Source organism: Bradyrhizobium sp., from assembly GCF_049586575.1.
Classification (GTDB): domain Bacteria; phylum Pseudomonadota; class Alphaproteobacteria; order Rhizobiales; family Xanthobacteraceae; genus Bradyrhizobium.
This window is the reverse complement of sequence record NZ_JBAVCF010000370.1, coordinates 1-20,817: the sequence shown is the minus strand read 5'-3', so window position 1 is coordinate 20,817 and position 20,817 is coordinate 1. Positions and strand designations below refer to the sequence as shown.

At 61.7% G+C, this 20,817-nt stretch carries 21 protein-coding genes; 6 read left to right on the top strand and 15 right to left on the bottom strand.

The features are described 5' to 3' along the window. Positions 1-104: 104 nt before the first annotated feature. The 8 genes from WB528_RS14580 to WB528_RS14545 all read right to left on the bottom strand — a co-directional run bounded on the left by WB528_RS14580 (position 105) and on the right by WB528_RS14545 (position 9,161). A complete protein-coding gene (locus tag WB528_RS14580) occupies positions 105-557 on the bottom strand; it encodes a cytochrome c-type biogenesis protein (RefSeq protein WP_423889130.1) in 453 nt (150 codons plus the stop codon). Positions 558-600: 43 nt separating this feature from the next. Next, a complete protein-coding gene (locus WB528_RS14575) occupies positions 601-2,583 on the bottom strand; it encodes a heme lyase CcmF/NrfE family subunit (RefSeq protein ID WP_423889115.1) in 1,983 nt (660 codons plus the stop codon). After that, the gene (ccmE, locus tag WB528_RS14570; protein ID WP_423889114.1) at positions 2,580-3,086 is read right to left on the bottom strand and encodes a cytochrome c maturation protein CcmE; all 507 of its coding nucleotides are present in this window, start codon (positions 3,084-3,086) and stop codon (positions 2,580-2,582) included. The genes WB528_RS14575 and ccmE overlap by 4 nt, the downstream gene beginning before the upstream one ends. Positions 3,087-3,204: 118 nt before the next feature. Beyond that, on the bottom strand, positions 3,205-4,308 hold the full coding sequence (ccmI, locus tag WB528_RS14565) for a c-type cytochrome biogenesis protein CcmI (protein WP_423889113.1): 1,104 nt from the start codon (positions 4,306-4,308) through the stop codon (positions 3,205-3,207). 195 nt (positions 4,309-4,503) lie between these two features. Further along, entirely contained in the window at positions 4,504-5,904 is a 1,401-nt protein-coding gene (locus WB528_RS14560) for a hypothetical protein (protein WP_423889112.1), read from the bottom strand. A 143-nt stretch (positions 5,905-6,047) separates the two neighbouring features. Further along, positions 6,048-7,424, bottom strand: a complete 1,377-nt coding sequence (locus WB528_RS14555) for an ATP-binding protein (RefSeq protein WP_423889111.1) — start codon at positions 7,422-7,424, stop codon at positions 6,048-6,050. A gap of 84 nt (positions 7,425-7,508) precedes the next feature. Further along, the gene (locus tag WB528_RS14550) at positions 7,509-8,180 is read right to left on the bottom strand and encodes a response regulator transcription factor (RefSeq protein WP_423889110.1); all 672 of its coding nucleotides are present in this window, start codon (positions 8,178-8,180) and stop codon (positions 7,509-7,511) included. Positions 8,181-8,489: 309 nt separating this feature from the next. After that, positions 8,490-9,161 carry a metallophosphoesterase gene (locus tag WB528_RS14545; protein ID WP_423889109.1) on the bottom strand — a complete coding sequence of 224 codons (672 nt, stop codon included), beginning with the start codon at positions 9,159-9,161 and terminating at the stop codon, positions 8,490-8,492. A 173-nt stretch (positions 9,162-9,334) separates the two neighbouring features. On the opposite strand from WB528_RS14545, the gene WB528_RS14540 reads away from it, so the two are divergent. Continuing rightward, a complete protein-coding gene (locus tag WB528_RS14540; protein WP_423889108.1) occupies positions 9,335-9,697 on the top strand; it encodes a VanZ family protein in 363 nt (120 codons plus the stop codon). A gap of 479 nt (positions 9,698-10,176) precedes the next feature. Here the strand turns inward: WB528_RS14540 and WB528_RS14535 are convergent, their stop codons facing one another. Then, positions 10,177-10,335, bottom strand: coding sequence for a hypothetical protein (locus WB528_RS14535; protein ID WP_423889132.1), 159 nt, complete (start codon positions 10,333-10,335; stop codon positions 10,177-10,179). A 281-nt stretch (positions 10,336-10,616) separates the two neighbouring features. On the opposite strand from WB528_RS14535, the gene WB528_RS14530 reads away from it, so the two are divergent. Next, a complete protein-coding gene (locus tag WB528_RS14530) occupies positions 10,617-11,570 on the top strand; it encodes a Ku protein (RefSeq protein WP_423889107.1) in 954 nt (317 codons plus the stop codon). A 12-nt stretch (positions 11,571-11,582) separates the two neighbouring features. Here WB528_RS14530 and WB528_RS14525 read toward each other — a convergent pair whose 3' ends face one another. From WB528_RS14525 to WB528_RS14515, 3 genes are all read right to left on the bottom strand, one after another. After that, on the bottom strand, positions 11,583-11,747 hold the full coding sequence (locus WB528_RS14525) for a Flp family type IVb pilin (protein WP_423889106.1): 165 nt from the start codon (positions 11,745-11,747) through the stop codon (positions 11,583-11,585). A gap of 301 nt (positions 11,748-12,048) precedes the next feature. Further along, on the bottom strand, positions 12,049-13,629 hold the full coding sequence (locus tag WB528_RS14520; protein WP_423889105.1) for an MDR family MFS transporter: 1,581 nt from the start codon (positions 13,627-13,629) through the stop codon (positions 12,049-12,051). Between the two features lie 141 nt (positions 13,630-13,770). Then, positions 13,771-14,292 carry a YcgN family cysteine cluster protein gene (locus tag WB528_RS14515; RefSeq protein ID WP_423889104.1) on the bottom strand — a complete coding sequence of 174 codons (522 nt, stop codon included), beginning with the start codon at positions 14,290-14,292 and terminating at the stop codon, positions 13,771-13,773. A 353-nt stretch (positions 14,293-14,645) separates the two neighbouring features. On the opposite strand from WB528_RS14515, the gene WB528_RS14510 reads away from it, so the two are divergent. From WB528_RS14510 to WB528_RS14500, 3 genes are read left to right on the top strand one after another with little or no spacing between them, the layout of a single operon-like run. Then, complete coding sequence (locus tag WB528_RS14510) at positions 14,646-16,865, top strand: transglycosylase domain-containing protein (RefSeq protein WP_423889129.1); 2,220 nt, start codon at positions 14,646-14,648, stop codon at positions 16,863-16,865. Positions 16,866-16,868: 3 nt separating this feature from the next. After that, entirely contained in the window at positions 16,869-17,447 is a 579-nt protein-coding gene (locus WB528_RS14505; protein WP_423889103.1) for a DUF1214 domain-containing protein, read from the top strand. After that, positions 17,444-18,010 carry a DUF1254 domain-containing protein gene (locus WB528_RS14500; protein WP_423889102.1) on the top strand — a complete coding sequence of 189 codons (567 nt, stop codon included), beginning with the start codon at positions 17,444-17,446 and terminating at the stop codon, positions 18,008-18,010. Before WB528_RS14505 ends, WB528_RS14500 begins: the two co-directional genes overlap by 4 nt. 24 nt (positions 18,011-18,034) lie before the next feature. Here WB528_RS14500 and WB528_RS14495 read toward each other — a convergent pair whose 3' ends face one another. Then, complete coding sequence (locus tag WB528_RS14495; protein ID WP_423889101.1) at positions 18,035-18,814, bottom strand: hypothetical protein; 780 nt, start codon at positions 18,812-18,814, stop codon at positions 18,035-18,037. A 13-nt stretch (positions 18,815-18,827) separates the two neighbouring features. Continuing rightward, the gene (locus WB528_RS14490; protein ID WP_423889100.1) at positions 18,828-19,025 is read right to left on the bottom strand and encodes a hypothetical protein; all 198 of its coding nucleotides are present in this window, start codon (positions 19,023-19,025) and stop codon (positions 18,828-18,830) included. A gap of 249 nt (positions 19,026-19,274) precedes the next feature. On the opposite strand from WB528_RS14490, the gene WB528_RS14485 reads away from it, so the two are divergent. Then, complete coding sequence (locus WB528_RS14485; RefSeq protein WP_423889099.1) at positions 19,275-20,273, top strand: DUF2336 domain-containing protein; 999 nt, start codon at positions 19,275-19,277, stop codon at positions 20,271-20,273. Between the two features lie 176 nt (positions 20,274-20,449). Here WB528_RS14485 and WB528_RS14480 read toward each other — a convergent pair whose 3' ends face one another. Then, a complete protein-coding gene (locus tag WB528_RS14480; RefSeq protein WP_423889128.1) occupies positions 20,450-20,794 on the bottom strand; it encodes a DUF1491 family protein in 345 nt (114 codons plus the stop codon). Positions 20,795-20,817 lie beyond the last annotated feature (23 nt).

Below are 20,817 nucleotides of genomic sequence, written 5' to 3'. Positions count from 1 at the left end.
CCCTTACGGTGCGCTGGCGGAGGAATTAAACTTTGGTAATGAACAGGCCATTCTATGCGGCGGATTATCGCAGGCCGAATGAGCTCGCGCGGCACTTCCTGCCGCTATTTTTCGGAAGCCTGCTCCGCGGCGATGAGCTGATTGAGCCGCGCCTCTTCTTCAGGCGTCAGCCTTAACAGCGCCGCATCCTGCCCCGCACCGGATCGAGCACGGCGACGGCCCTGAATCCACGGGGCAATACCGCCGCCTGCCAATGCGAGCGGCGTCAAAAACCAGAGCAGCCAGGTGTGCGAGTTGAGGCGGGGCTTCAACAGCACGAACTCGCCATAACGCGCCACCAGAAAATCCATCACCTGCGAATCGCTGTCGCCGGCGGCGATCCGCTCGCGAACCAACAGCCGCAGGTCCCGCGCCAATGGCGCTTCCGAATCGTCGATGGACTGGTTCTGGCAGACCATGCAACGCAGCTCGCGCGACAAATCCCGCGCCCGGGCTTCCTTGGCGGAATCCGCCATGACCTCGTCGGGCTGCACGGCAACGGCCGAGGTCGCCATCATCGCAACGATCGCCAAGGCGAGAAGGAAAGCTCGTTTCAAGACATCACTCCGCCGGCTGCAATCCGCGCAGCGATTTCGCGGGTTTCGGTGCGCCGACCCGCAGACGCCGATCCGACAACGACAGCATGCCGCCGAATGCCATCAGCACTGGACCGAACCAGATAAACAGCACGAGAGGCTTGTGATAGATCCGGACCGCGACCGAACCATCGGGTGCGATGTCGCCAAGCGAGATATAAAGCTGGCTCGCCCCGCGCGATAGCAACGCGGCTTCGGTCGTAGTGGCGCTGCGCGTCGTGAAGTTGCGTTTCGACGGCGTCATCGTGGCGATCACGCGACCATCGACCAGGACGCTGAATTTGGCAGCCGTTTCGCGGTAGTTCGGCCCTCCGCGCGGCGTCAAGCTTTCGAGCTTGAGGCCGTATCCTGCGATACTGGTGACGTCGCCTGCTCGCATCGACCTGATATTTTCGCTGTTCCAGGTGGTCTCGCAGACGATGCCGATCAACGCGAGGCCGACGCCGGCATGGGCGAACATCGTGCCCCAGGATGAACGCGGCAGACCGCGTGCACGCCGTAGTGCAACGCCAAGCGGCAACCGAAACAGCCCCGTGCGCTCGACGATATCGATAATGGCGCCAATGATCACAAACATCGCGAGACCGATCGCCAGCGGCGCGAAGGTGCTGCCACCGAGCGTCCAGGCCCACACCACGGCGACCACGATCAACGCCACAATACCCGCCGCTATCAGGCGCTGGGCGGCGCCGAGCAGGTCGCCACGCTTCCACGCCAGCAGTGGCCCAAAGGGCAGCGCAGCCATCAACGGAATGAACAACGGCCCGAAGGTCAGATTGAAGAACGGCGCGCCGACCGAAATCTTTTCTCCGGTCATCGTTTCCAGCGCGAGCGGATAGAGCGTTCCGACAAAAACCGTCGCGCAGGCGGTGGTCAGGAGCAGGTTATTGAGAACGAGGGCACCTTCTCGCGAGATCGGCGCGAACAGACCGCCTTGCTTGAGGGACGAGGCACGAAAGACATAGAGCGAAAGACTGCCGCCGATGAAGACGCACAGGATCAACAGGATGAACACGCCGCGCCGCGGATCGTTGGCAAACGCATGGACCGAAGTGAGCACGCCTGAGCGAACCAGAAAGGTACCCAACAAGGACAGCGAGAAAGCCAGGATCGACAGCAGGATGGTCCAGACCTTGAGCGCGTTGCGTTTCTCCATCACGACCAGGGAATGCAGCAGCGCGGTGCCGGCGAGCCATGGCATCAGCGAGGCGTTCTCCACCGGATCCCAGAACCACCACCCGCCCCAGCCGAGTTCGTAATAGGCCCAGTACGAACCCATCGCGATGCCGAGCGTGAGGAATATCCAGGCGACCAGCGTCCAGGGCCTCACCCAGCGCGCCCAGGCCGCGTCGATCCGGCCTTCGAGCAGCGCCGCAATGGCAAAGGAAAAGGAGATCGAAAAGCCGACATAGCCGAGATAAAGCATCGGCGGATGCACGGCGAGACCGATATCCTGCAAGACGGGATTGAGGTCCTGTCCCTCGATCGGCGGATTGGCGATCCGCAGGAACGGATTTGAGGTCATCAGGATGAAAAGATAGAAGGCGCTGGCGATCCAGGCCTGTACCGCCAAAACGTGGGCGCGCAGCGATATCGGCAGGTTGTTGCCGAAAATCGCGACCAGACCGCCGAACAGCGCCAGGATCGATACCCAAAGCAGCATCGAGCCTTCGTGGTTACCCCACACGCCGGTAATCTTGTAGATCAACGGCTTCATCGAGTGCGAATTCTCGACCACGTTGATAACGGAAAAATCCGAGGAAACGTGGAGCGTGACCAGCGCCGCAAACGACGCCGCGACGAACACGAGTTGCGCCACCGCCGTCGAACGCGCGACATTCATCAAGGAAATTTCGCCCCAGCGTGCGCCGAGGATCGGCACCGTCGACTGAATGAGCGCCAGACCGAAGGCCAGCACCAGCGCGTAATGTCCGCTTTCGGCGATCACCGCATAGCCCCCTGTCCGCTTTGGGCGGCGCGAGCGGCCGCGGTATTGCTGCCGTTAGCGCCCGTACCGTATTCTTCTTTCCAATGCCCCTGCTTCTTCAGCGCATCGGCGACATCCTTGGGCATGTATTTCTCGTCGTGCTTGGCAAGTACGGTGTCGGCCTTGAAAACGCCGGAGGCGTCGAGCGCACCTTCTGCGACGACGCCCTGCCCCTCACGAAACAGGTCGGGCAAAATTCCCTGATAGGAAACCGGCAAGGCGGCGCTTCCGTCCCCGACTTCGAAAGTGACCTTCAGATTGTCACCATGTACCAGCGACCCCGGCTGCACGAGGCCGCCGAGCCGGAACCGCTTGCCCGGCGGAATATGCTTTTCCGCAACCATCTGCGGCGTCGAGAAAAACACGATCGAATCGCGCATCGCATTCAGCACCAGAGCTGCGGCAACCGCGAGCACGGCGAGCGAGCCGCCGATGATCGTCAAACGCCGCTGCTTGCGTGTCATTGGCCGCCTCTTTTGCGCCAGTACTGTCTGGCGCATGTTTCAAATCTTCGGCACCGCGTGCCTTCCGATTTGACCCAGGATGTTAACCACAAATGCCGCACCACGCCGTACATCGCGCTTACCCGTCGATTCCGAGATTCTTCAGACCGTCGTTGAGTTGCTGCAGCCGCTGCGGATCCTTTGCAACCGCCTGCCGTGCATCGGATGAAGCGGCCTTGGCCTTGTCGGCGTCGCCCATCACCATATAGGCCCTTACCAGCCGCAGCCATCCCTCGACGTCATCGCCATTCGCTTTCAATCGGGTTGCGAGGCGATCGACCATGCTGCGGATCATTGCGCTGCGATCGGTCTCGCTCATGTCTTTTGCCGCCGCCACCGCGTCATTCGACAAAGCCGGCACAGGGGAACCGCCGACCCTCACCAATGCAGCCTGAACCAATGGACGCCAGGGTGCGTCCGGCGGCGCCTTCTCCAGCATGGCACGCCAGATCGACGCTGCGTCGGCCGAGCGGCCATCCTGCTCGGCGGCGAGCCCGAGGAAATAGTTCGCCTTTACGTCGTCGGCGCTCAGCGCGACCGCCCGCTCGAACTCGGTCTTGGCTTCGCCGGTGACGACACCGCCAGCGGCTGCGACCAACGCTTCGCCAAGATCGGCCCGCCGGACAGCGGTTTCGCCGTTATAGGCGATCGAATTGCGGAAGGCGCGGATCGCGTCATCCATACGCCCCAACCTTGCGAGCACCGGCGCGAGGACGGCCCAGCCCCTGCCGTCCGTCGGGCTATTCGCAAGGTGCTGCTCGACCTGCGAAACGAGATTGTCGAGAGACTGCGTCTTTTCTGGGGTACGCGCACGCTCAGCCAACGGGAAGTCAGGCAGATCGGGAGAACCGAGTGGATAGTAAAGACCGACCGCGACAACAGGCAGTCCAACCAGGGCAACGACGGCAGCCACGCGCCGCAATCGAACATTCGCTCCCGGAGACGGTCGTCGCTGACCGTCGGCTGCCGCCAGCAACCGGCGACTGATCTCGACGCGGGCAGCTGCTGCTTCAGGCGCAGCGATGAGACCGGCGGAAACGTCGCGATCGACCTCGGCCAACTGGTCGCGATAGACGGCGGCCTCGCTTCCGTCTTCTTTCGTGCGATAGCCGCGGCTCAGCGGCCAGAGCACCGCAAAGATCGCCGCGGCCGTCATCAGCGCGAACACAAACCACAGCGTCATCGAGCGGGTTCCGGTGGAACGGCGCAAATCATCACGGCGCCTCGCCGCCGCTTTACACCACAGGCGTCAGATACGGGCAATTGACAATTATCAATTTGCCGGTATCGGCATGGGCCATTGAAATATTTCACTAAAACAGACTTTTCAAAGTCCGGTATTTTGCCGCTTGGCAAAGGCCGCGTCATCGGGCGCGGGTTATCCCGCCCTTGACGATTTGCGTTCGCCCGTCACGGCATTTTCGGCTGCCCTGCTCATCAGCGACGCATAATCGGCGCCGAATAGCACATCGCAAAAACGGATGGCCGCGGCCACCTGGGCCTGGCGATAGGCTCGCCCCTTGCCTTCGCTGCCCCGGAGCGACTGCACCAGCGCCTCGGTCGACTGTTCAACGTAATGCTGGAGATCGGAAAAGGTCCGCATCGTGACTTCGTTGATCGCCAACTCGCTGGCATAGGTGCGGCACACCGCGACGAATTCGATCAGGGCGGTGGTTTCGTCCACGTCGCCTGAATTGATTGAAGCTCCCGCCGCAATATCCTTGTCGGTGCGCTGGCGCAGCAGGCGCCTCACGCGGCCTGGAACGCTGTCGATTTCCGATTGCAGCGCGCTCGAGATGTCGGCGCGGATCGACGCCAGCAGCCTGCCCCAGGCTGAATCGTTGCGGAGATCGAGTTCGGTCCGCAAACCCCGCACGCCGTCATGAAGCGTTTTCAAGTGCTCGCCGACTTCGCCGAAACGACTACGCTTGATGTCGATCCGCAACGTTGCCGCCAGACAGGACAGGTCATGCAAAGCGATGGTCACGGCGATACCGTAGGGCGTCGAGGCGACGCGCAACTCGTCGTCGGACGCCGACATGCGGACTGCCAGGCGGATGATCTGCCACGGCGCGGCTAACCGCTGCATGACCAGCGACAGCGCAAAAGGCAGCAATTGCGGTGTCTGCAAGGCGGGGACGCCAAGCGCGGTGGTCACTGCCTCGATCTGCGTGTCGTTGAAGACCCGCATGTAGCTGGGAATCCGGCTGTTGAACGTGTCGAAGGCTTCGCGTGCCTGCAATATACCGGCGATCGACGGCAGGTCTTCGATCACATCCGCCCCGCCAATGCGCGTGAGCGCGCGCCGGCTGTCGGTGCCCGGCGCGGGGTTTGCGATAGCCTGTAGCGCAGCCGCGGCGGCAAGCTGAAGTTTTCGCGCCTTGGCCTCGATCTCGGGCGAGGTTCCGTTTTCCGGGCCACGGGAAAGCGCCGCCTCCAATTCGTTCGCCAGATCCGGCGCGCCCTCGCGGGCCAGCCACTGCCAGACCGGCACCAGCGACGCACGACGGATCTGCCCCAACCGCGCGACGACGTTATTTTCGATCAGGAACGGTTCCAGCGGACGAAACAGCAGCCGGCTCGGATTGTCGGTGCGCGGCCGCGCCTCGTCATCGGCGCCACGCACGATCTTGCGCAACTGCTCAAGTACAAGGGTAGCGACCGTGGTCTCTTCGCCGCGTTCGATGGCGCGCTCGAACTCTCTCATCAGCAGCGCCTGCGCCTGGGGCGACAGCCGGGTGAGATAGTCCTTCAGCCGTTCGATTGATGTCTGGCTCATGCGCCCGGACTGCAAACTTGGGTGGCGCGGACAGCAAAAATACGTCCACGGGGTATAGTAAAAGCCACCGCGTTAAGAAGTCGTTTAGGATGACCAAACGCAGAGGGAGCTATCAAGCCATAAATCTATCTTGAGTTGTAGATTTATGCCGCGGGCAGCAAGAGCTCTGCCCGCAACCCTCCGATCGGGGCATGGCCGAGGGTGAGGCTGCCGCCGTAGAGCGCGGCGAGATCGACCACGATCGATAGTCCGAGGCCGGAGCCGGGCTTGGATTCATCAAGCCGCTGGCCCCTGCGGGACACCTGGGCACGCTCGTTCTCCGAAAGACCGCGCCCGTCATCATCGACGATGATGCGCAGCATCGGCGTTGCGCCGGACGTAGCCGGCTGCTCAGCATGAACCTCGATCGAGACCCGCGAGGTCGCCCACTTGCAGGCGTTGTCGACCAGGTTACCGGCCATCTCCTCGAGGTCCTGGCGTTCACCGCGAAACCTTGTCTTTGATCCGGCAGATACCTCGATGGTGATGTCGCGGTCGCGATGGATCTTTTCCATGGTACGGCGCAAGGCTTCCACCACCGGGTCGACTTCCGTGATCGTCCCCACGATGGTGAGGCGTGCTGCAATCCGCGCGCGCTCCAGATGGTGGGCGACCTGATCCCGCATCACGTCCGCCTGCTCAAGAACCTTCGCGGCGAACAGATCGGAAGAATGGGCCGTGGCCTCGTTGACGATAACCGACAGCGGCGTCTTGATCGCGTGGGCCAGGTTGCCGACGTGGGTGCGGGCGCGTTCGACGATTTCCCGGTTGGCGTCGATCAGGGCGTTGGTTTCGCGCGCCAGCGGCGCTATCTCGACGGGGAATTCGCCCTCAAGCCTTTCGGCGCGCCCGGACCTGATATCGGCGATCGAGTCCGAGATGCGCTTGAGCGGCGCCAATCCAAAGCGGACCTGGAAAATCGTGGTCAGCACCAGGACGATCGAAAGGGCAACAAAAGTGCCGCCGAGATAGTAGTCGAAGTTGCGGGTCTCGTCGAAGATCTCCGTCGCATCGCCGGCGACGTCGACAAGAAACTTGCCGTCGGCGCCGAGATCGACCGGCCGCTCCACCATCCGCAGCGTCTGCCCTTCGGGACCGTCGACATAGCCGAGGCGAATGCCGGCCGCGCTCAACTCAGCGCCGTGATCCTCTAGCTTGGGCAGCTTCTTGTCCCACAGCGAACGCGAGGCGCGCACCTCTTCCTTGTCGGAATCGGTGCGCATGATCTGCCAGTACCAGCCCGACAGCGGCAGTTCGAACAGCGGTTCGCCCAGCGACTGGAATTGGTGATCGGGCGGCTCGTCGGGCGTAGCCACTTCGGCGACCAGCGTCCGAAGATAGAGATTGAGACGGCGGTCGAAAGCGCGCTCGGTCGCATCCCGATAAACCGACGACAGGATAACGCCGGTGATCAGCAGAATGACCACGACCCATGCGGTCGCGGAAAGAAACAGCCGGGTCGCAAGCGAGTTGCGGCGCATCAGGGCGTCATCCCGAACGATCTTCCGTCGCACTCGACGTCAAGAAGGGCCATGCCCGAACAGAGCACAGGAAGAGACTTCGGATCAACTGCCCGGCGCCGGAGGCGTCAGCAGATAGCCAAGTCCCCTCACGGTCTGGATGATATCGACTTCCAGCTTCTTGCGAATGCGGCCGACGAAAACTTCGATGGTGTTCGAGTCCCGATCGAAATCCTGATCGTAGAGATGTTCGACCAGCTCGGTTCTGGAAACCACACGTCCGGTGTGATGCATGAGGTAGGCCAGGAGCCGGTATTCGTGCGAAGTCATCTTGATCGGGTTGCCGGATACGCTGACGCGGCCGGTGCGGGTGTCGAGCGAAACCGGACCGCACGTCAGCTCCGACTGGGCATGACCGGTCGAGCGGCGGAGCAGCGCGCGAATGCGCGCCAGGATTTCTTCGAGGTGAAAGGGCTTCGCCACATAGTCGTCGGCGCCCGCATCGAAGCCCTGAACCTTGTCGCTCCAGCGGTCACGCGCGGTCAGAATGAGCACCGGCATCGAGCGTCCGTTGCGGCGCCAGGCCTCGAGCACGGAAATGCCGTCCATCTTCGGCAAGCCGATGTCGAGTACAACCGCATCGTACGGTTCGCTGTCGCCGAGGAAATGCCCCTCTTCGCCGTCGAAGGCGCGATCGACCACATATCCAGCGTCCGTCAGCGCCGTCGTAAGCTGGCGATTGAGATCCGGATCATCCTCGACGACAAGTAAGCGCACGCGGGTCTCCAAAGGTAGCCATAACCAGTGCCGCAAGATGAGCGCCGCGGCCGTGAACGGCGTATGAACGGCGTTGACGGGCAAGATTACTTTTTCTTCACAACCGCTTTCAACGATATTCGGGTCGAAAAGCTATTGTGGCAGTTCAGAAGTCCGCATGGTTTTGTGCCGCGGGTTGGTCATGCGGACTTCCGAACCAAAGCCACACTATATCAACAGGTTTGCTGGTGTCCTTTCGATTCCGAAGTTCGACACGTGGCTCCGCAAGATGCTACGAACTTCGGAATCGGGACACTAGCCGCGGAAGCATTAACGCCCTGCCGGGGCTCCCTTGATGACGATGAAATCGATTGGGCCACCCGGTTTTTCGTCGTCGAAAACGCCGATGGTCAGCCGCCCGGTTCGCCAAGCCAGCGTGTCCAGATTGGTTCGGCCTTCGTAAAGCAGCGGGCCGTCGGGGCAGTTATCATGGCCATGAACGACGTGGAGATTGCCAAAGCCTTCGGAGTATCCTTTGGGATAACGCTTCCACAGCAGTGTCTTTTCGCTTTGGCGATCGAGAGGAATTTCGGGATCAATGCCCGCATGCACATAAAGACGATAGGCATCGACATGGAATAGCCGCAAGCGGCCAAGCCAGTCGATGTGGGATTGCGGCACTTGAGCGGGATCACCGCCATAGGAAGCGAGCGCGGTATCGCCGCCCTTCCCCAGCCAATCCGCCATTTTCGAAGCCTCGCGCAGCGCATCTACCATCATGGCGTCGTGGTTGCCCTTCAGCGTCACGAGCGCAAACCCGCGGCCGACACCCGGGAGCAGCCGCTCGATCACACCGTTGCTCGACGGTCCCTTGTCGACATAGTCGCCGATCGCGACGATGGTGTCCTTTTCGCCGTTCGATCGGGCGGCAATTTCAGCGAGGCCATGGTCCAGGAGATCGAGCCGGCCATGGATGTCCGGAATGACGAAGGTCTGGCTCATGGCTAACGCTGCACTCGCGGGTTCGATATCGTAGGTAAGCGCAAGATCTGGCGGGTAGAGCTGCGGCAAATGATCCGGGCCGGAACTGATGATATTTACCAACTACAGATGTAACTGAAACGATGACTGCAAACCGGTTGAGGTCAAGCCTGACGTGGCTTACCTAACGGAGCATGATTCAAAAAGTAGCTGCCGTTGTCGCCTGGCTGGCGCTCGCCTTCATTGCCTTCGTGACGTTGTCGCCGGTTGGAGCGCGGCCCTCGGTCGCCAGCCCTCATTTGGAACATTTCGCGGCTTTCGCGCTGATAGGCCTTGCCTTCGCGCTGGCTTATCCCAACCGCATATGGCTGGTTATCGGCATTGTAGCGGGAGCCGCATTCGGCCTCGAAACGCTTCAACTGCTGACGCCAGACCGACATGCTCGCGCTGCCGACGCGGTGGTGAAGTCACTGGGCGGCATCAGCGGGATTTTCGCCGGCCAACTGATGTATTTCCTGCTGCGCTTCAAGCCGGTCCAGCCGGATCACTCGATCTGAGCTGACGACCGCATCTCCGCGGCTGCCCGGCGTTTCTCGATCAACCGGAACTCGAGGCGCGGCTCGTGGCGTGGCCCTAAAAGGCCCGTCGAGGGTGCCCAAACATCGAGATACGCGGTTCAAGCGTGGTGAACTGCGCCCGACGCCGCCACCGCCATGCGCAAGTGACGTATCCGGCAAGGAAGCCCGCGACGAAAATCGAAGACTCAAGGAGAAGAGTGAGCATGGAGTGCATCCGGTTATCCCCCCGCGCTTCTTCATCGCCCAAAACAGGGCGAGGTGATGATCTGAAATGCTGAAGACCTGCCCTGCCTGCCGGCAACCTTGACGCGGATCAAAAACGATCCGAGCAAATCCTCGCGGATCCGATCATGCGCGATTCGTGATCTCTAAAAAACCGGAATAACACGGGACACCGGAATAGCACGGTCTTCGTCATCCCGGCCCAGTCAGAAAGTTCCACCGGACGATCATTCTTCTTAGGCGCGGAAAAACACGAACCAGACGACACCCAGGATCAAAACGGCAAGTCCGGTGGAGACGGCCAAAAGCGCGAGCACCGAAGGTCCGGGCTCGCCCTGCCGAGCCTCGGTTGGAGTTTCAACGATCTGACGTTGTCGTTGCTGCTGCATTGCCATGGTAGCCTCGATCTGCTTGACGGCGCGCCGCTCTCTCTCGTGGCGCGATTGGCCAACGCGTGATTTCCAACCATGTTCCGCTTGCTGCGGCGCGGTCGGGCGTTGGCCTCGTCAATAGCCGAGCCGGCATCTTCTCCGCACATCCCATGTACAGGGCGCTTACCAGAAGGGGCAACCCGGCGCGGTTAACGCCGTTATCAGATTCCCGCCCCGGCTCGTTTGAAACCCCGCGCTGCGGTGATATCGTTGGGTTTTCGTCTGTTGCGTCCAAGGAGTATCCCATGGCCCCCCGCGCCAATTGGAAGGGCTTCCTGCGCCTTTCGCTGGTGACCTGCCCTGTCGCGCTTTACCCGGCGACGTCAGACGCCGAAAAGGTCAGCTTCAATCAGATCAACCGGAAGACCGGCCATCGCATCAAATATGCCAAGGTCGACGCCGATACCGGCGAGGAAGTCGCCTCCGAGGACATCACCAAGGGCTACAAGGTCGACACCGACACCTATCTCGAAGTCTCGAAAGAGGAACTCGAAGACCTCGCGCTTGAATCGACCCACACGATCGAAATCGACGAATTCGTCCCGAAGGCCGACATCGATAGCCGCTATCTGATCCGCCCCTATTATCTCGTGCCCGACGGCAAGGTCGGCCACGACGCATTCGCCGTGATCCGCGAAACCGTCCGCAGCATGAACAAGGTCGCGATCGGCCGCGTGGTATTGACCAACCGCGAGCACATTGTCGCGCTGGAACCGCTCGGCAAGGGCCTGATGGGAACGCTGCTGCGTTATCCCTACGAAGTGCGAAGCGAAGACGAATATTTCGACGACATCCAGGACGTCAAAGTCACCAAGGACATGCTGGATCTCGCCAGGCACATCGTCGAAAAGAAATCCGGATCGTTTGAGCCCGAGAAGTTCGAAGATCACTATGAAACGGCGCTGATCGATCTCATCAACAAAAAACGCAGCGGGATTCGGCCGGCAGCCAAAATCGCTCCCAAGACCGGCGGCAACGTTATCAATCTGATGGACGCGCTCAAGCGCAGTCTGGCCAACGAGCGGCAGGCCCCGCCTCCCGCCGCCAAGGTCAAAGGCAAGAAACCCAAGAAACGTATCGAGGGTCAGCGCGAGATGCTGTTGCCGATCAGCGGCAAGCGGGCAGCCAAGGAGGAAACGAAAGCACCGGCAGCAAAGAAGACCGTGCGCACGTCGGTCCGATCGAAGAAGGCCGGATAAGGCGAAGCGCCGTTACTTCAGCGACGTATTGATCGAGCCGAAGTTGGTATTGAGGGTGCTGCCGATGCCGTTCACGGCCGTGATAATGACAATGCTGAGGCCAACCGCGATCAGGCAATATTCGATCGCCGTGGCTCCGGCTTCGTCCCTCAAAAATCTCGAAATCAGCTGCAGCATCCAAAACTCCTGCCCGCAGAGCCCGAAAAAATTGCACTGCCTCAACTGGTTCTGAAATCTAAATTCCATTGGTTACAGGTGCATTGAAGAACAACCTGAATGGCCCGTTAATCGGAATGGCCTGAAAAACCCGATTTCCTGACAACCCCTTATCCGATTTCGAAAATCAGGCGCGTCCATTTTAAACGCCGCATCGATCGGTCGAGGCGAATTTAAAGAACGGTCATCAAGCAGCGACATCGCTAAACGCCGCGATTGCGGACGTCCGTCGCGCCCTTCCGCGCGCGAGCAGCGCGCGGAGCTACTCCACCGCCAGTTCAGCTGGCTGTGCCGGACCCGCGAGCGGCCTCTCTTCCATCAGGCCCATGGCAATCGACGCGACGACCATCATCGCGGCGGCCGCGCCGAACACGTACCGGAACGCGGCGATCATATCGGCGGCCGGAATCGAACTCACGGCGCCATGCTGCTCGCCGGAAAGCGAAACGTCCGGGCCGAGCGCCGTCAGCAGAACAGCCGAAAATACCGCAACCGTGAAAGACGCCATCAATGCGCGAAAGAAGTTGGTCGCCCCGGTGATGGTACCGACCTGCGATCGCGCGACTGCATTTTGCGAGGAAACAGTTGAAACCGGAAAGGCCGTGCCCAAGCCCAGTGCGAACACCGAGAGCAGAACCAGCAACAGCCACAGCGGCATCGGCGCCACTGCCAGCGCCGCCGCGGTAGCGGCGGCTACGATGGTTCCGACGATGGCAACCCGCTTGTAGTGCCTGGAGCGAGCCATGGTTCGTCCGGCAATCGCAGCGCCGCCCGTCGAAACCGCAGCCAACGGGATCAGCGCCATACCGGCTTCGCTCGCGCTGAGGTGATAGACCCCTTGGTAATAAAGCGGCAGATAGACCGTCAGCCCCAGCATCGCCCCCATCGCGCAACCGCCGCAAACCATGGCGTAAGGCACGACGGTTCCACCCATCAGTGAAAGTGGCAGGAACGGCTCGTCGGCCCGCAACGCGTGCCACACGAAACCAAACGCCAGTGCGACCGAGGCGCCGATCATCGCCATGATGACGGGTGAAAGCCAGGCATAACGGTTGCCGCCCCAGGTCAACACCAGCATCACGACCACGGCGGCCGCCATCAGCAGCACGCCACCGAGCCAATCGACCTTGCGACGCCGGTGAAAAACCGGGATCCGCCCCATCTTCGGCAGCAGCATGGCGAGCGACGCAAGCCCGAGCGGCACATTGATCCAGAAAATCATCGACCAGTGGAGATGTTCGGCAAAGACGCCGCCGAGGATCGGCCCGCCGATGCCTGCCGCCATCCACACGCCGCTGAAATAGGCCTGATACTGGCCGCGCTCACGTGGCGTGACGACGTCGGCGATCACGGTCTGGACGATCGGCAGGATGCCGCCACCGCCAAGGCCCTGAAGGCCCCGTGCGATGATCAGGATGGTCATGCTGGGAGCGAGCGCGCACAGGATCGAGCCCACTATAAAGAGGCTCAACGAGGTGACGATCGTGGCACGGCGGCCGTAGATGTCGCTCAAGGTGCCGAACACCGGCGCCACCGCGGTCGACGCCAGCAGATAGGCTGTGATCACCCACGACAGGCTGGAAACGTCTCCGAACTGCCGGCCGATGGTTGGCAAGGCTGTCGCAACGATGGTCTGGTCGAGCGCGGCCAGAAACATCGTCAGCATCAGGCTCATCAAGATGGTGCGCACTTCGCCAGGCAACAGCGGCGCCGGCGGCGCAATCGGAGGCGCGTCGCTGATAGCGGGGATATCCGCTGGCACCAGCGTAGGTTCGTTGGCGAGGCTTTCAGACAATGTCTGCTGATCGGTCAGTGGACGGCCCTGCCGTTCGAACTTGTTCATGCGCACGTGGTGCTGAAAAAAATGCGGCGGCTCGCCGCCTGTGGAACACGCGTTCTATTTAGGCGACCAATCGGGGCCGCGGCAGCCAGCCGGGCGCATGGGTGCTTCCCGGTGAACGCGGCGGCCTGGCGAGAATACCCGCTATCCTGATGAGGACGGGCGTTTTTTCAGACGGGCGCGTTTGGGCAGCAGCGACGGCCATTGCACGATGTGATCTTCGAGATCTTCGTCTGCAATCTCGTTCTCGGTTGCCTGCACGCGTCCGCGTACGGAAACACCGGCCTCGTGAACCGTATTGGGGTCACCCGAAATCAGCGGATGCCACCAATAAAGGTCTCGCCCTTCGGCTACCAATCGGTAACCGCAGCTCGGCGGCAGCCAATTCAGCGTTCGCACGTTGGCGGGGGTCAGCCGGACGCAGTCGGGAACCTGCTCGGAACGGTGCGCATAATCCTTGCAAGCGCAAAGGCCTGCATCCAGAAGTTTGCAGGAAACGTGCGTGAAATAGATCTTCCCGGTATCCTCATCCTCGAGTTTTTCCAGGCAGCAGCGGGCACAGCCGTCACACAGGCTTTCCCATTCCACATCCGACATCTCTTCCAATGTCTTGGTTTTCCAGAAGAATCCCTCCTGTCCGGAGGGCGACTGGGGCTTTTTGGTCATAGGCTTCGGATTTTTCGGGTGTTTGCTGCGTTGTTCTTCTAGGCGCTGGAGCTTGATACATGCAAGCCCGGGATATCGCCGCTTGACGAGACCCGGATGGCGTTATCCCCTCCCCTTGAAATGTGAGCCCAGCCATTGGTTTATCGTCCCCGCTCGGCTAGATAGATTGGTGGTAGCCGGGGCACCGTTATGCCTTGGGTTTGCCGCATCATTCCCGCAAGATTTGAGAATCCTGCACCGCAAACGGTGGCTGATCTCAAGTCGAAAAACGAAACTGGAATTCCAGTTTCAGGTAACGCCTGCTCGTGCGCAAAACCGTGTTCGCCGAATGGAGCAAGAAAATCCGGCATCGGATGCTGGATTTGGACGCGCGCATCGATTCGACGCTGTTCTCGGCCGGCAAGGGCTCCCGCGAGCTCTATGAGCGTTACTCGGCCTTCATGGACCGCTTTCACGTCGGTCATTGGAAGCGTTGGGTCTTCATTGAACCGTTGTCGGAAGCCGCCACCATCGGGCTCGGCGGCCTGATCCTGATGCTGGCGCTCGCGGTGCCCGCTTTCCGCGAAACCGCCGACGAGGACTGGCTGAAAAAATCCGATCTCGCCGTTACCTTCCTCGATCGTTACGGCAACCCGATCGGCACCCGCGGCATCAAACACAATGATTCGATCCCGCTTGAGGATTTTCCGGACGTCCTGATCAAGGCGACGCTGGCGACCGAGGACCGCCGTTTCTACGACCACTTCGGCATCGACGTCGCCGGCACGTTGCGGGCGCTCGTAACCAACGCGCAAGCCGGCGGCGTACGGCAGGGCGGTTCGTCGATCACCCAGCAATTGGCCAAGAACCTGTTCCTGAGCAATGAACGCACGATCGAACGCAAGGTGAATGAGGCGTTCCTGGCGATCTGGCTGGAAACGCGGCTCACCAAGAACGAGATTCTCAAGCTCTATCTCGATCGCGCCTATATGGGCGGCGGCACTTTCGGCGTCGACGGCGCGGCCCATTTCTATTTCAACAAGTCGGCGCGCGACGTTAATCTCGCCGAAGCTGCGATGCTCGCGGGATTGTTCAAGGCGCCTACCAAATATGCGCCCCACATCAACCTGCCGGCGGCACGCGCGCGCGCCAACGTCGTGCTCGACAATCTCGTTGATGCCGGGTTCATGACCGAGGGTCAGGTATTCGGCGCGCGGCGCAATCCAGCCACCGCCGTCGACCGCCGCGACGAGAATTCGCCGAACTATTATCTCGACTGGGCCTTTGACGAGATGCGCAAACTCGTCGACACGTTCCCGAAATCCTATAATGAGCGCGTTTTCGTGGTGCGAACCACCATCGACATGAATGTGCAGCGCGCCGCCCAGGAAGCCATCGAAAATCAGTTACGCCAGTTCGGCCGCGACTATCACGCCACCCAGGCCGCGACCGTCGTTGCCGATCTCGACGGCGGCGTGCGCGCGATGGTCGGCGGCCGCGATTACGGCGCCAGCCAGTTCAACCGCGCCGTCGACGCCTACCGGCAGCCCGGCTCATCGTTCAAGCCTTACGTCTATACGACCGCGCTGCTCAATGGATTCAAGCCGACCTCGGTCGTGGTCGACGGGCCGGTCTGCATCGGCAACTGGTGTCCACAGAACTACGGCCACTCTTATTCCGGTGCGGTAACCCTGACGCAGGCGCTCACGCGCTCGATCAATGTCATTCCAGTGAAGCTGTCGATCGCGCTCGGCGGCAAGGCACCGAATCCGGCCAAGGTCGGCCGCGCCAAAATCGTCGAGGTTGCCCGGCGCTTCGGCATCAAGGCGCCGCTGCCCGACACGCCCTCATTGCCGATCGGAGCCGACGAAGTCACCGTACTCGAACATGCGGTGGCTTATGCGACGTTCCCCAACAAGGGCAAGGCGGTCACTCCGCACGCGATATTGGAAGTACGTACCGGCGCCGGCGATCTGGTCTGGCGCTTCGACCGCGACGGTCCGAAACCACGGCAGGCGATCCCGGCGAATATTGCGGGCGAAATGGCCGAAATGATGAGCCATGTCGTCAGCGAAGGCACGGCGCGGCGCGCAGCGCTGGACGGCATTCCGACCGCCGGCAAGACCGGCACCACCAACGCCTATCGCGACGCCTGGTTCGTCGGATATACGGGCAACTTCACTTGCGCGGTCTGGTACGGTAACGACGACTACTCGGCGACCAACCGCATGACCGGCGGCTCGCTGCCGGCACAGACGTGGCACGACATCATGGCGGCCGCCCATCAGGGCGTCGAGATCAAGGAACTCGCCGGCGTAGGAATGGGCACGAAACTGGCCTCGCCTTCTGCCGCGTTGCTGGCTGCCAATGGCGGTCCGAAGCCTCCGGAGATCAAGCCGCCGCCAGTCCTCACCAAGCGCGGCGCGGACGTTCTGGTACAACTGGAAAAGATGCTTGACGACGCGGCCAAGACCGCCGGCGAACCTGCCAAACCAACCAAGCCGTTCTCTTCGACCTCAGCCGGGTTCACGGAAAGCTTTGCCGCGGCGCTGCCCGGCAGCTCCGCGGCCTCGCCCGCCCCATTCAAGAATTAGCTCGTGCGACTGATATTCGTCACCTTGCTGGCGCTGATACTTGCCGCCGTCATCGGCCTCGGCGCGACGTGGATGACGGCGACCCGCGGCACCGACCTTGGCACGCTGACCATCGGCGCATGGACCGCGCGGCCACGGACCGGCACCGTCGAGGTCGATCCTTATTCGCGTGCGTCGATTGCCCGCAGCGGCGAATTGCCGATCGGCGCAGGAGACGGCATCGCATTCTCCGCCACACGCGATGATCGCAAGCGGCCGTTGGACGGCCGCTGTGACGTGGTCGTGAGCGGAGTTACCCCGCCGGCGCGGTTCTGGACGTTGACACTTTACGATTTGAGGGGACGTCTGGTCGCCAATTCGCTGCAGCGCTACGGCTTCACCAGCGAGGAAGTCGTCCGCGGCGCCGATGGCTCGTTCGAAGTACGGGTGGCCTCGCGGTCGCGCTCCGGAAACTGGCTGCCCACCGGCGGAATAGAACGCTACCGGCTTGTGCTGCGCCTCTACGACACGCCGGTCGGGGTCGCGACACGTACTCAGCGCGATGCACCGATGCCCGCCATTGCCATGGTGAGCTGCCCATGATCCGGTTGCTGTTCACGATCCTTGCCGGCGTGTTCCTGGGCGGCATCGTGCATCTGGTCAGCGTGCTGGCGTTGCCGCGCATTGCGACGCAGGACGCCTATTCACGGCTTGCTCCGATCACCAAGCTGAACGCCGTTACGTCTCTGCCTCAGCCCGATCCGAATACCGAGCCCTTGCCATTCATGGATCCGGCCTTTGCGGTCGCCGTCTGCCGCTACGATTTGTCCGGAGGGCCGATCAAACTCGCGGTTCCCGTGAGCCAGGCCTACACGTCGGTGTCGTTCTATACCCGCAACGAATTGGCCTACTATGCCATCAACGACCGTTCCGCCGGGCGCAAGGTGATTGAACTCAATCTGATGACGGAGGCTCAGCACGCCGCGTTGCCGGAAGACGAGGATGTGACCGCAGCCGACCGGCTGATCATCGATGCTCCCGGCACGGCCGGGCTGATCGTGATGAAGGCGCTGGCACCGGAACCTGGGCTGATGGCGCAGGCGCAGGCGTCGCTTGCCGCGTCGAGCTGCGTCGTTCAGACCGAGCCGATGCCGGCCAAGCGCTGACCCCGCATCATTTTTTGCGGTATTTCAGCCGCGCGAACTGAGAGCAGCGCCTGCAACAGGCTGTATTGCCACCGGCGGATTGGCGGCCAGCGCGGCAAATTCGTTGATCAACCGGTCGGCCTCCGCCGCCATGTTGTCGGGTCCCTGGACCACCAGCCGTTCCAGCGCCCAACGATAGGACGAAATTCGCCGCTCCTGGCACTGCTGGACCCATTGCACAATCAGCGTGTTCTCTTCCATGCGGGCAACCGCGTCCGCGCGCTCCCGTGGCGACAATTGCGAGACATGAGCAAGGCTCGCGTTGCGTTTCCGATCGAGGTCGAGTACCCGGGCCGCCGTGGAATAGAACGGCTCGAAGCGGGTGATGTCGTCGCGCGCATCGTCGATCAATATGGAATACCGCGAGGCGTCCGAGCGGTGCGGCTCGTCGATCAACTGGCGCCCGTAGGCGGTGCGGTCGAACGCGACCTTGTGCCGCCATGGCGAAGCCACGGCCTGATAGTCGCCGAACACGGCTTTCCAGGCGGGGCGCGAATGCGGCGGCTCGATCAAAGGATAGGCCTGATCGCGAAGCTGCCTTTCGACATCGGTGAGTTGAAATTGCGAAGCTTTCAAGCCGACGCTGCCGGTTGCTTCTGCGCCGAGCCAGCGATGCATGTCGTCGTTTCGGAAATCCTCGCGGGTGCGGCCGAAATCGCCTCCGCTGCAACCACCAAGCGCAAGGCCCGTTGCAAACAGCATCAAAGCCGAAACGGAAGCTGCTGAATGCCGCCGGATCCGTATCGAATGAAAGGTGTCCGGCATATCAATCCGGCTTCTAGCGGCGACGACGGCGGCGGCCGGGGGCCGTCCCCTCCTCCGGCCCGCGACCTCCGCTGGTTTCTTCAACCTGGCGCTCAATCCGGATGACGGGAAGGATCAACACCGTTCCCCTTGCCCCCGGCGCGGCGTCATCCATGGTTGGGCCCAGCCGTCGCGATCCGGCATCTGCTGGAAATTCAATGATGGTGCCCATGCCGAACTACTCTCCCGTTGCCGCGCTCACGCGATTTGCGGCGACGGCCGTCATTAAGAACAGGACGTAGTTAACGGCTTCTTAATGCACCGGCCAACCGATTAACGCCGGCGAAGTTGAATGCAGCGGTGTGGCGGAAGTGACGCGACAAACGGCATCGTCGTTTCACGGATTGTTTTCCTTAACGCGGCGTTAAAGCAACTCGACTAGGCTTGAGCCAAATCCGAACTCAGTCGCGTACCGCTCAAAATGACCACGCCTCCGCTATTCTCGGGCTTCGACGGTTTGATGAGCCTCTCCCGCCGAGAGGGCGTCGATATCCGCCCAACCTTGCTTCGCGTTCTCGCCGACCTCTATGTTCAGACCAATTCGCACAGCGACGACGAAGCCCGGCAATTCGTCGAGCTCACATCCCGCCTGATCGACCAGGTCGACGATGCCACGCGCGCAGCCGTGCGGGCGCGGCTCGCCCTCTATCCGGCAACCCCCGCACCGGTCCTGAAGCATCTCGGGCTAAAACCCGCAGATCCCGATCGGCGCGTGCCGCTGGCGCGCGAAATCCATGCCCTCTCCGCTCCGGAAACCACGTTGGCGCCGGAACTGTCCAACGCATCCCGTGAAGCGCAATTGCGGATGGACTCGAGGCTATCGATGCGGCCGGCAGACGCAGCGGAGATCAGCGGGCTGTTCTTCGGCGCCGGTTCGGCCGAGCGCGCACAGATCCTGCACAGTCTCTCTGAGACACCACTAAAGGCTTCGCCGCGGATTCCCGCCTTCCGCGCGGAACGCGCGATCGAAGCTCTGGAAATGGCTGGCTTTGTCGGCGATGTCGAGAACTTCACGCTCGAACTCGGCGAAACCCTGATATTGCCCCGGAAGATCGCAAGCCAGGTGGTCAACGATCCGACCGGCGAGCCGCTTGCTTGCGCCGCCAAGGCGCTTGGCATGCCGAGCGCGGTGTTTCAGCGGATTCTGCTGTTCCTCAAGCCGGAGATCGGCACTTCGGTTCACACCGTGTATCGGCTCTCGCGCCTCTATGACGTGCTGCAGGAGCGATCGGCGCTGATCATGCTGGCGGCCTGGCGCGGCTCGACCATGGCGGCGACGCGCGCCAAGTATCGTTCCACGCTTTACGACGACGAGCGCAACCGGGCACGGCCTGCAGCGGCCCAGACCCGCATAACCCCGCAGCCCGCAGGCGGCGTTGCAATATCCCAGACAGGTTCGTCGCAGAATTCGCCGCGCTAGAGCTCTGATTCCGAAGTTCGCGAGTACTAGCAGCGACCTCTGATGCGAACTTCGGAATTAAAGAGAGCTCTAGCAAGTTGTCGATTCTCGTGCGGCCTTGAATTTAAAGTTCCTGTAACGAACTCGCCGCAGCACGGGTAGGAACTTCGAATTCGCCGCGCCAGACAGGTTCGCGATCAATCCCGCGACAGGTCGAGGAAGTGCCTCCCGGCGCGGTCCTCCGTCTCCACGATCCAGGCGTCCGGATCGAACCGGACTTCTTTCTGAAGACGCTGCTCCACAGACGGTTCCGGCACGGGCTCCTTCGAGGTCGGCATGAAGAGCCGCTCGATTGGCCTTGAGTCGTCGTAGACCGTCTGCGGCGCTGGTACGTAAAGCATGGCGTTGCCATTGAGCAGCGCCACCTTGACGAACACGGCGCCCGCCTCCTCCGCGCCACGCCGGCGCACCGCGCCAAATACGCCTTCAGTTTCGCATCGGCGCAAATAGGCCGCGACCCACATACTGGATTTCAATCGCATGAGACAGACATAGGCCAGTGGAG

Excerpts from the sequence above, each read along its gene's own strand:
- ccmE (WP_423889114.1), bottom strand. The coding sequence starts at position 3,086 with ATGACACGCAAGCAGCGGCGTTTGACGATCATCGGCGGCTCGCTCGCC.
- WB528_RS14580 (WP_423889130.1), bottom strand. The coding sequence starts at position 557 with ATGATGGCGACCTCGGCCGTTGCCGTGCAGCCCGACGAGGTCATGGCG.
- WB528_RS14525 (WP_423889106.1), bottom strand. The coding sequence starts at position 11,747 with ATGCTGCAGCTGATTTCGAGATTTTTGAGGGACGAAGCCGGAGCCACG.
- WB528_RS14485 (WP_423889099.1), top strand. The coding sequence starts at position 19,275 with ATGACCACGCCTCCGCTATTCTCGGGCTTCGACGGTTTGATGAGCCTC.
- WB528_RS14545 (WP_423889109.1), bottom strand. The coding sequence starts at position 9,161 with ATGAGCCAGACCTTCGTCATTCCGGACATCCATGGCCGGCTCGATCTC.
- WB528_RS14540 (WP_423889108.1), top strand. The coding sequence starts at position 9,335 with ATGATTCAAAAAGTAGCTGCCGTTGTCGCCTGGCTGGCGCTCGCCTTC.
- WB528_RS14490 (WP_423889100.1), bottom strand. The coding sequence starts at position 19,025 with ATGGGCACCATCATTGAATTTCCAGCAGATGCCGGATCGCGACGGCTG.
- WB528_RS14510 (WP_423889129.1), top strand. The coding sequence starts at position 14,646 with ATGCTGGATTTGGACGCGCGCATCGATTCGACGCTGTTCTCGGCCGGC.
- WB528_RS14555 (WP_423889111.1), bottom strand. The coding sequence starts at position 7,424 with ATGCGCCGCAACTCGCTTGCGACCCGGCTGTTTCTTTCCGCGACCGCA.
- WB528_RS14520 (WP_423889105.1), bottom strand. The coding sequence starts at position 13,629 with ATGAACAAGTTCGAACGGCAGGGCCGTCCACTGACCGATCAGCAGACA.
- ccmI (WP_423889113.1), bottom strand. The coding sequence starts at position 4,308 with ATGACGCTGTGGTTTGTGTTCGCGCTGATGACGGCCGCGGCGATCTTT.
- WB528_RS14535 (WP_423889132.1), bottom strand. The coding sequence starts at position 10,335 with ATGGCAATGCAGCAGCAACGACAACGTCAGATCGTTGAAACTCCAACC.
- WB528_RS14560 (WP_423889112.1), bottom strand. The coding sequence starts at position 5,904 with ATGAGCCAGACATCAATCGAACGGCTGAAGGACTATCTCACCCGGCTG.
- WB528_RS14530 (WP_423889107.1), top strand. The coding sequence starts at position 10,617 with ATGGCCCCCCGCGCCAATTGGAAGGGCTTCCTGCGCCTTTCGCTGGTG.
- WB528_RS14480 (WP_423889128.1), bottom strand. The coding sequence starts at position 20,794 with ATGCGATTGAAATCCAGTATGTGGGTCGCGGCCTATTTGCGCCGATGC.
- WB528_RS14500 (WP_423889102.1), top strand. The coding sequence starts at position 17,444 with ATGATCCGGTTGCTGTTCACGATCCTTGCCGGCGTGTTCCTGGGCGGC.
- WB528_RS14495 (WP_423889101.1), bottom strand. The coding sequence starts at position 18,814 with ATGCCGGACACCTTTCATTCGATACGGATCCGGCGGCATTCAGCAGCT.
- WB528_RS14515 (WP_423889104.1), bottom strand. The coding sequence starts at position 14,292 with ATGACCAAAAAGCCCCAGTCGCCCTCCGGACAGGAGGGATTCTTCTGG.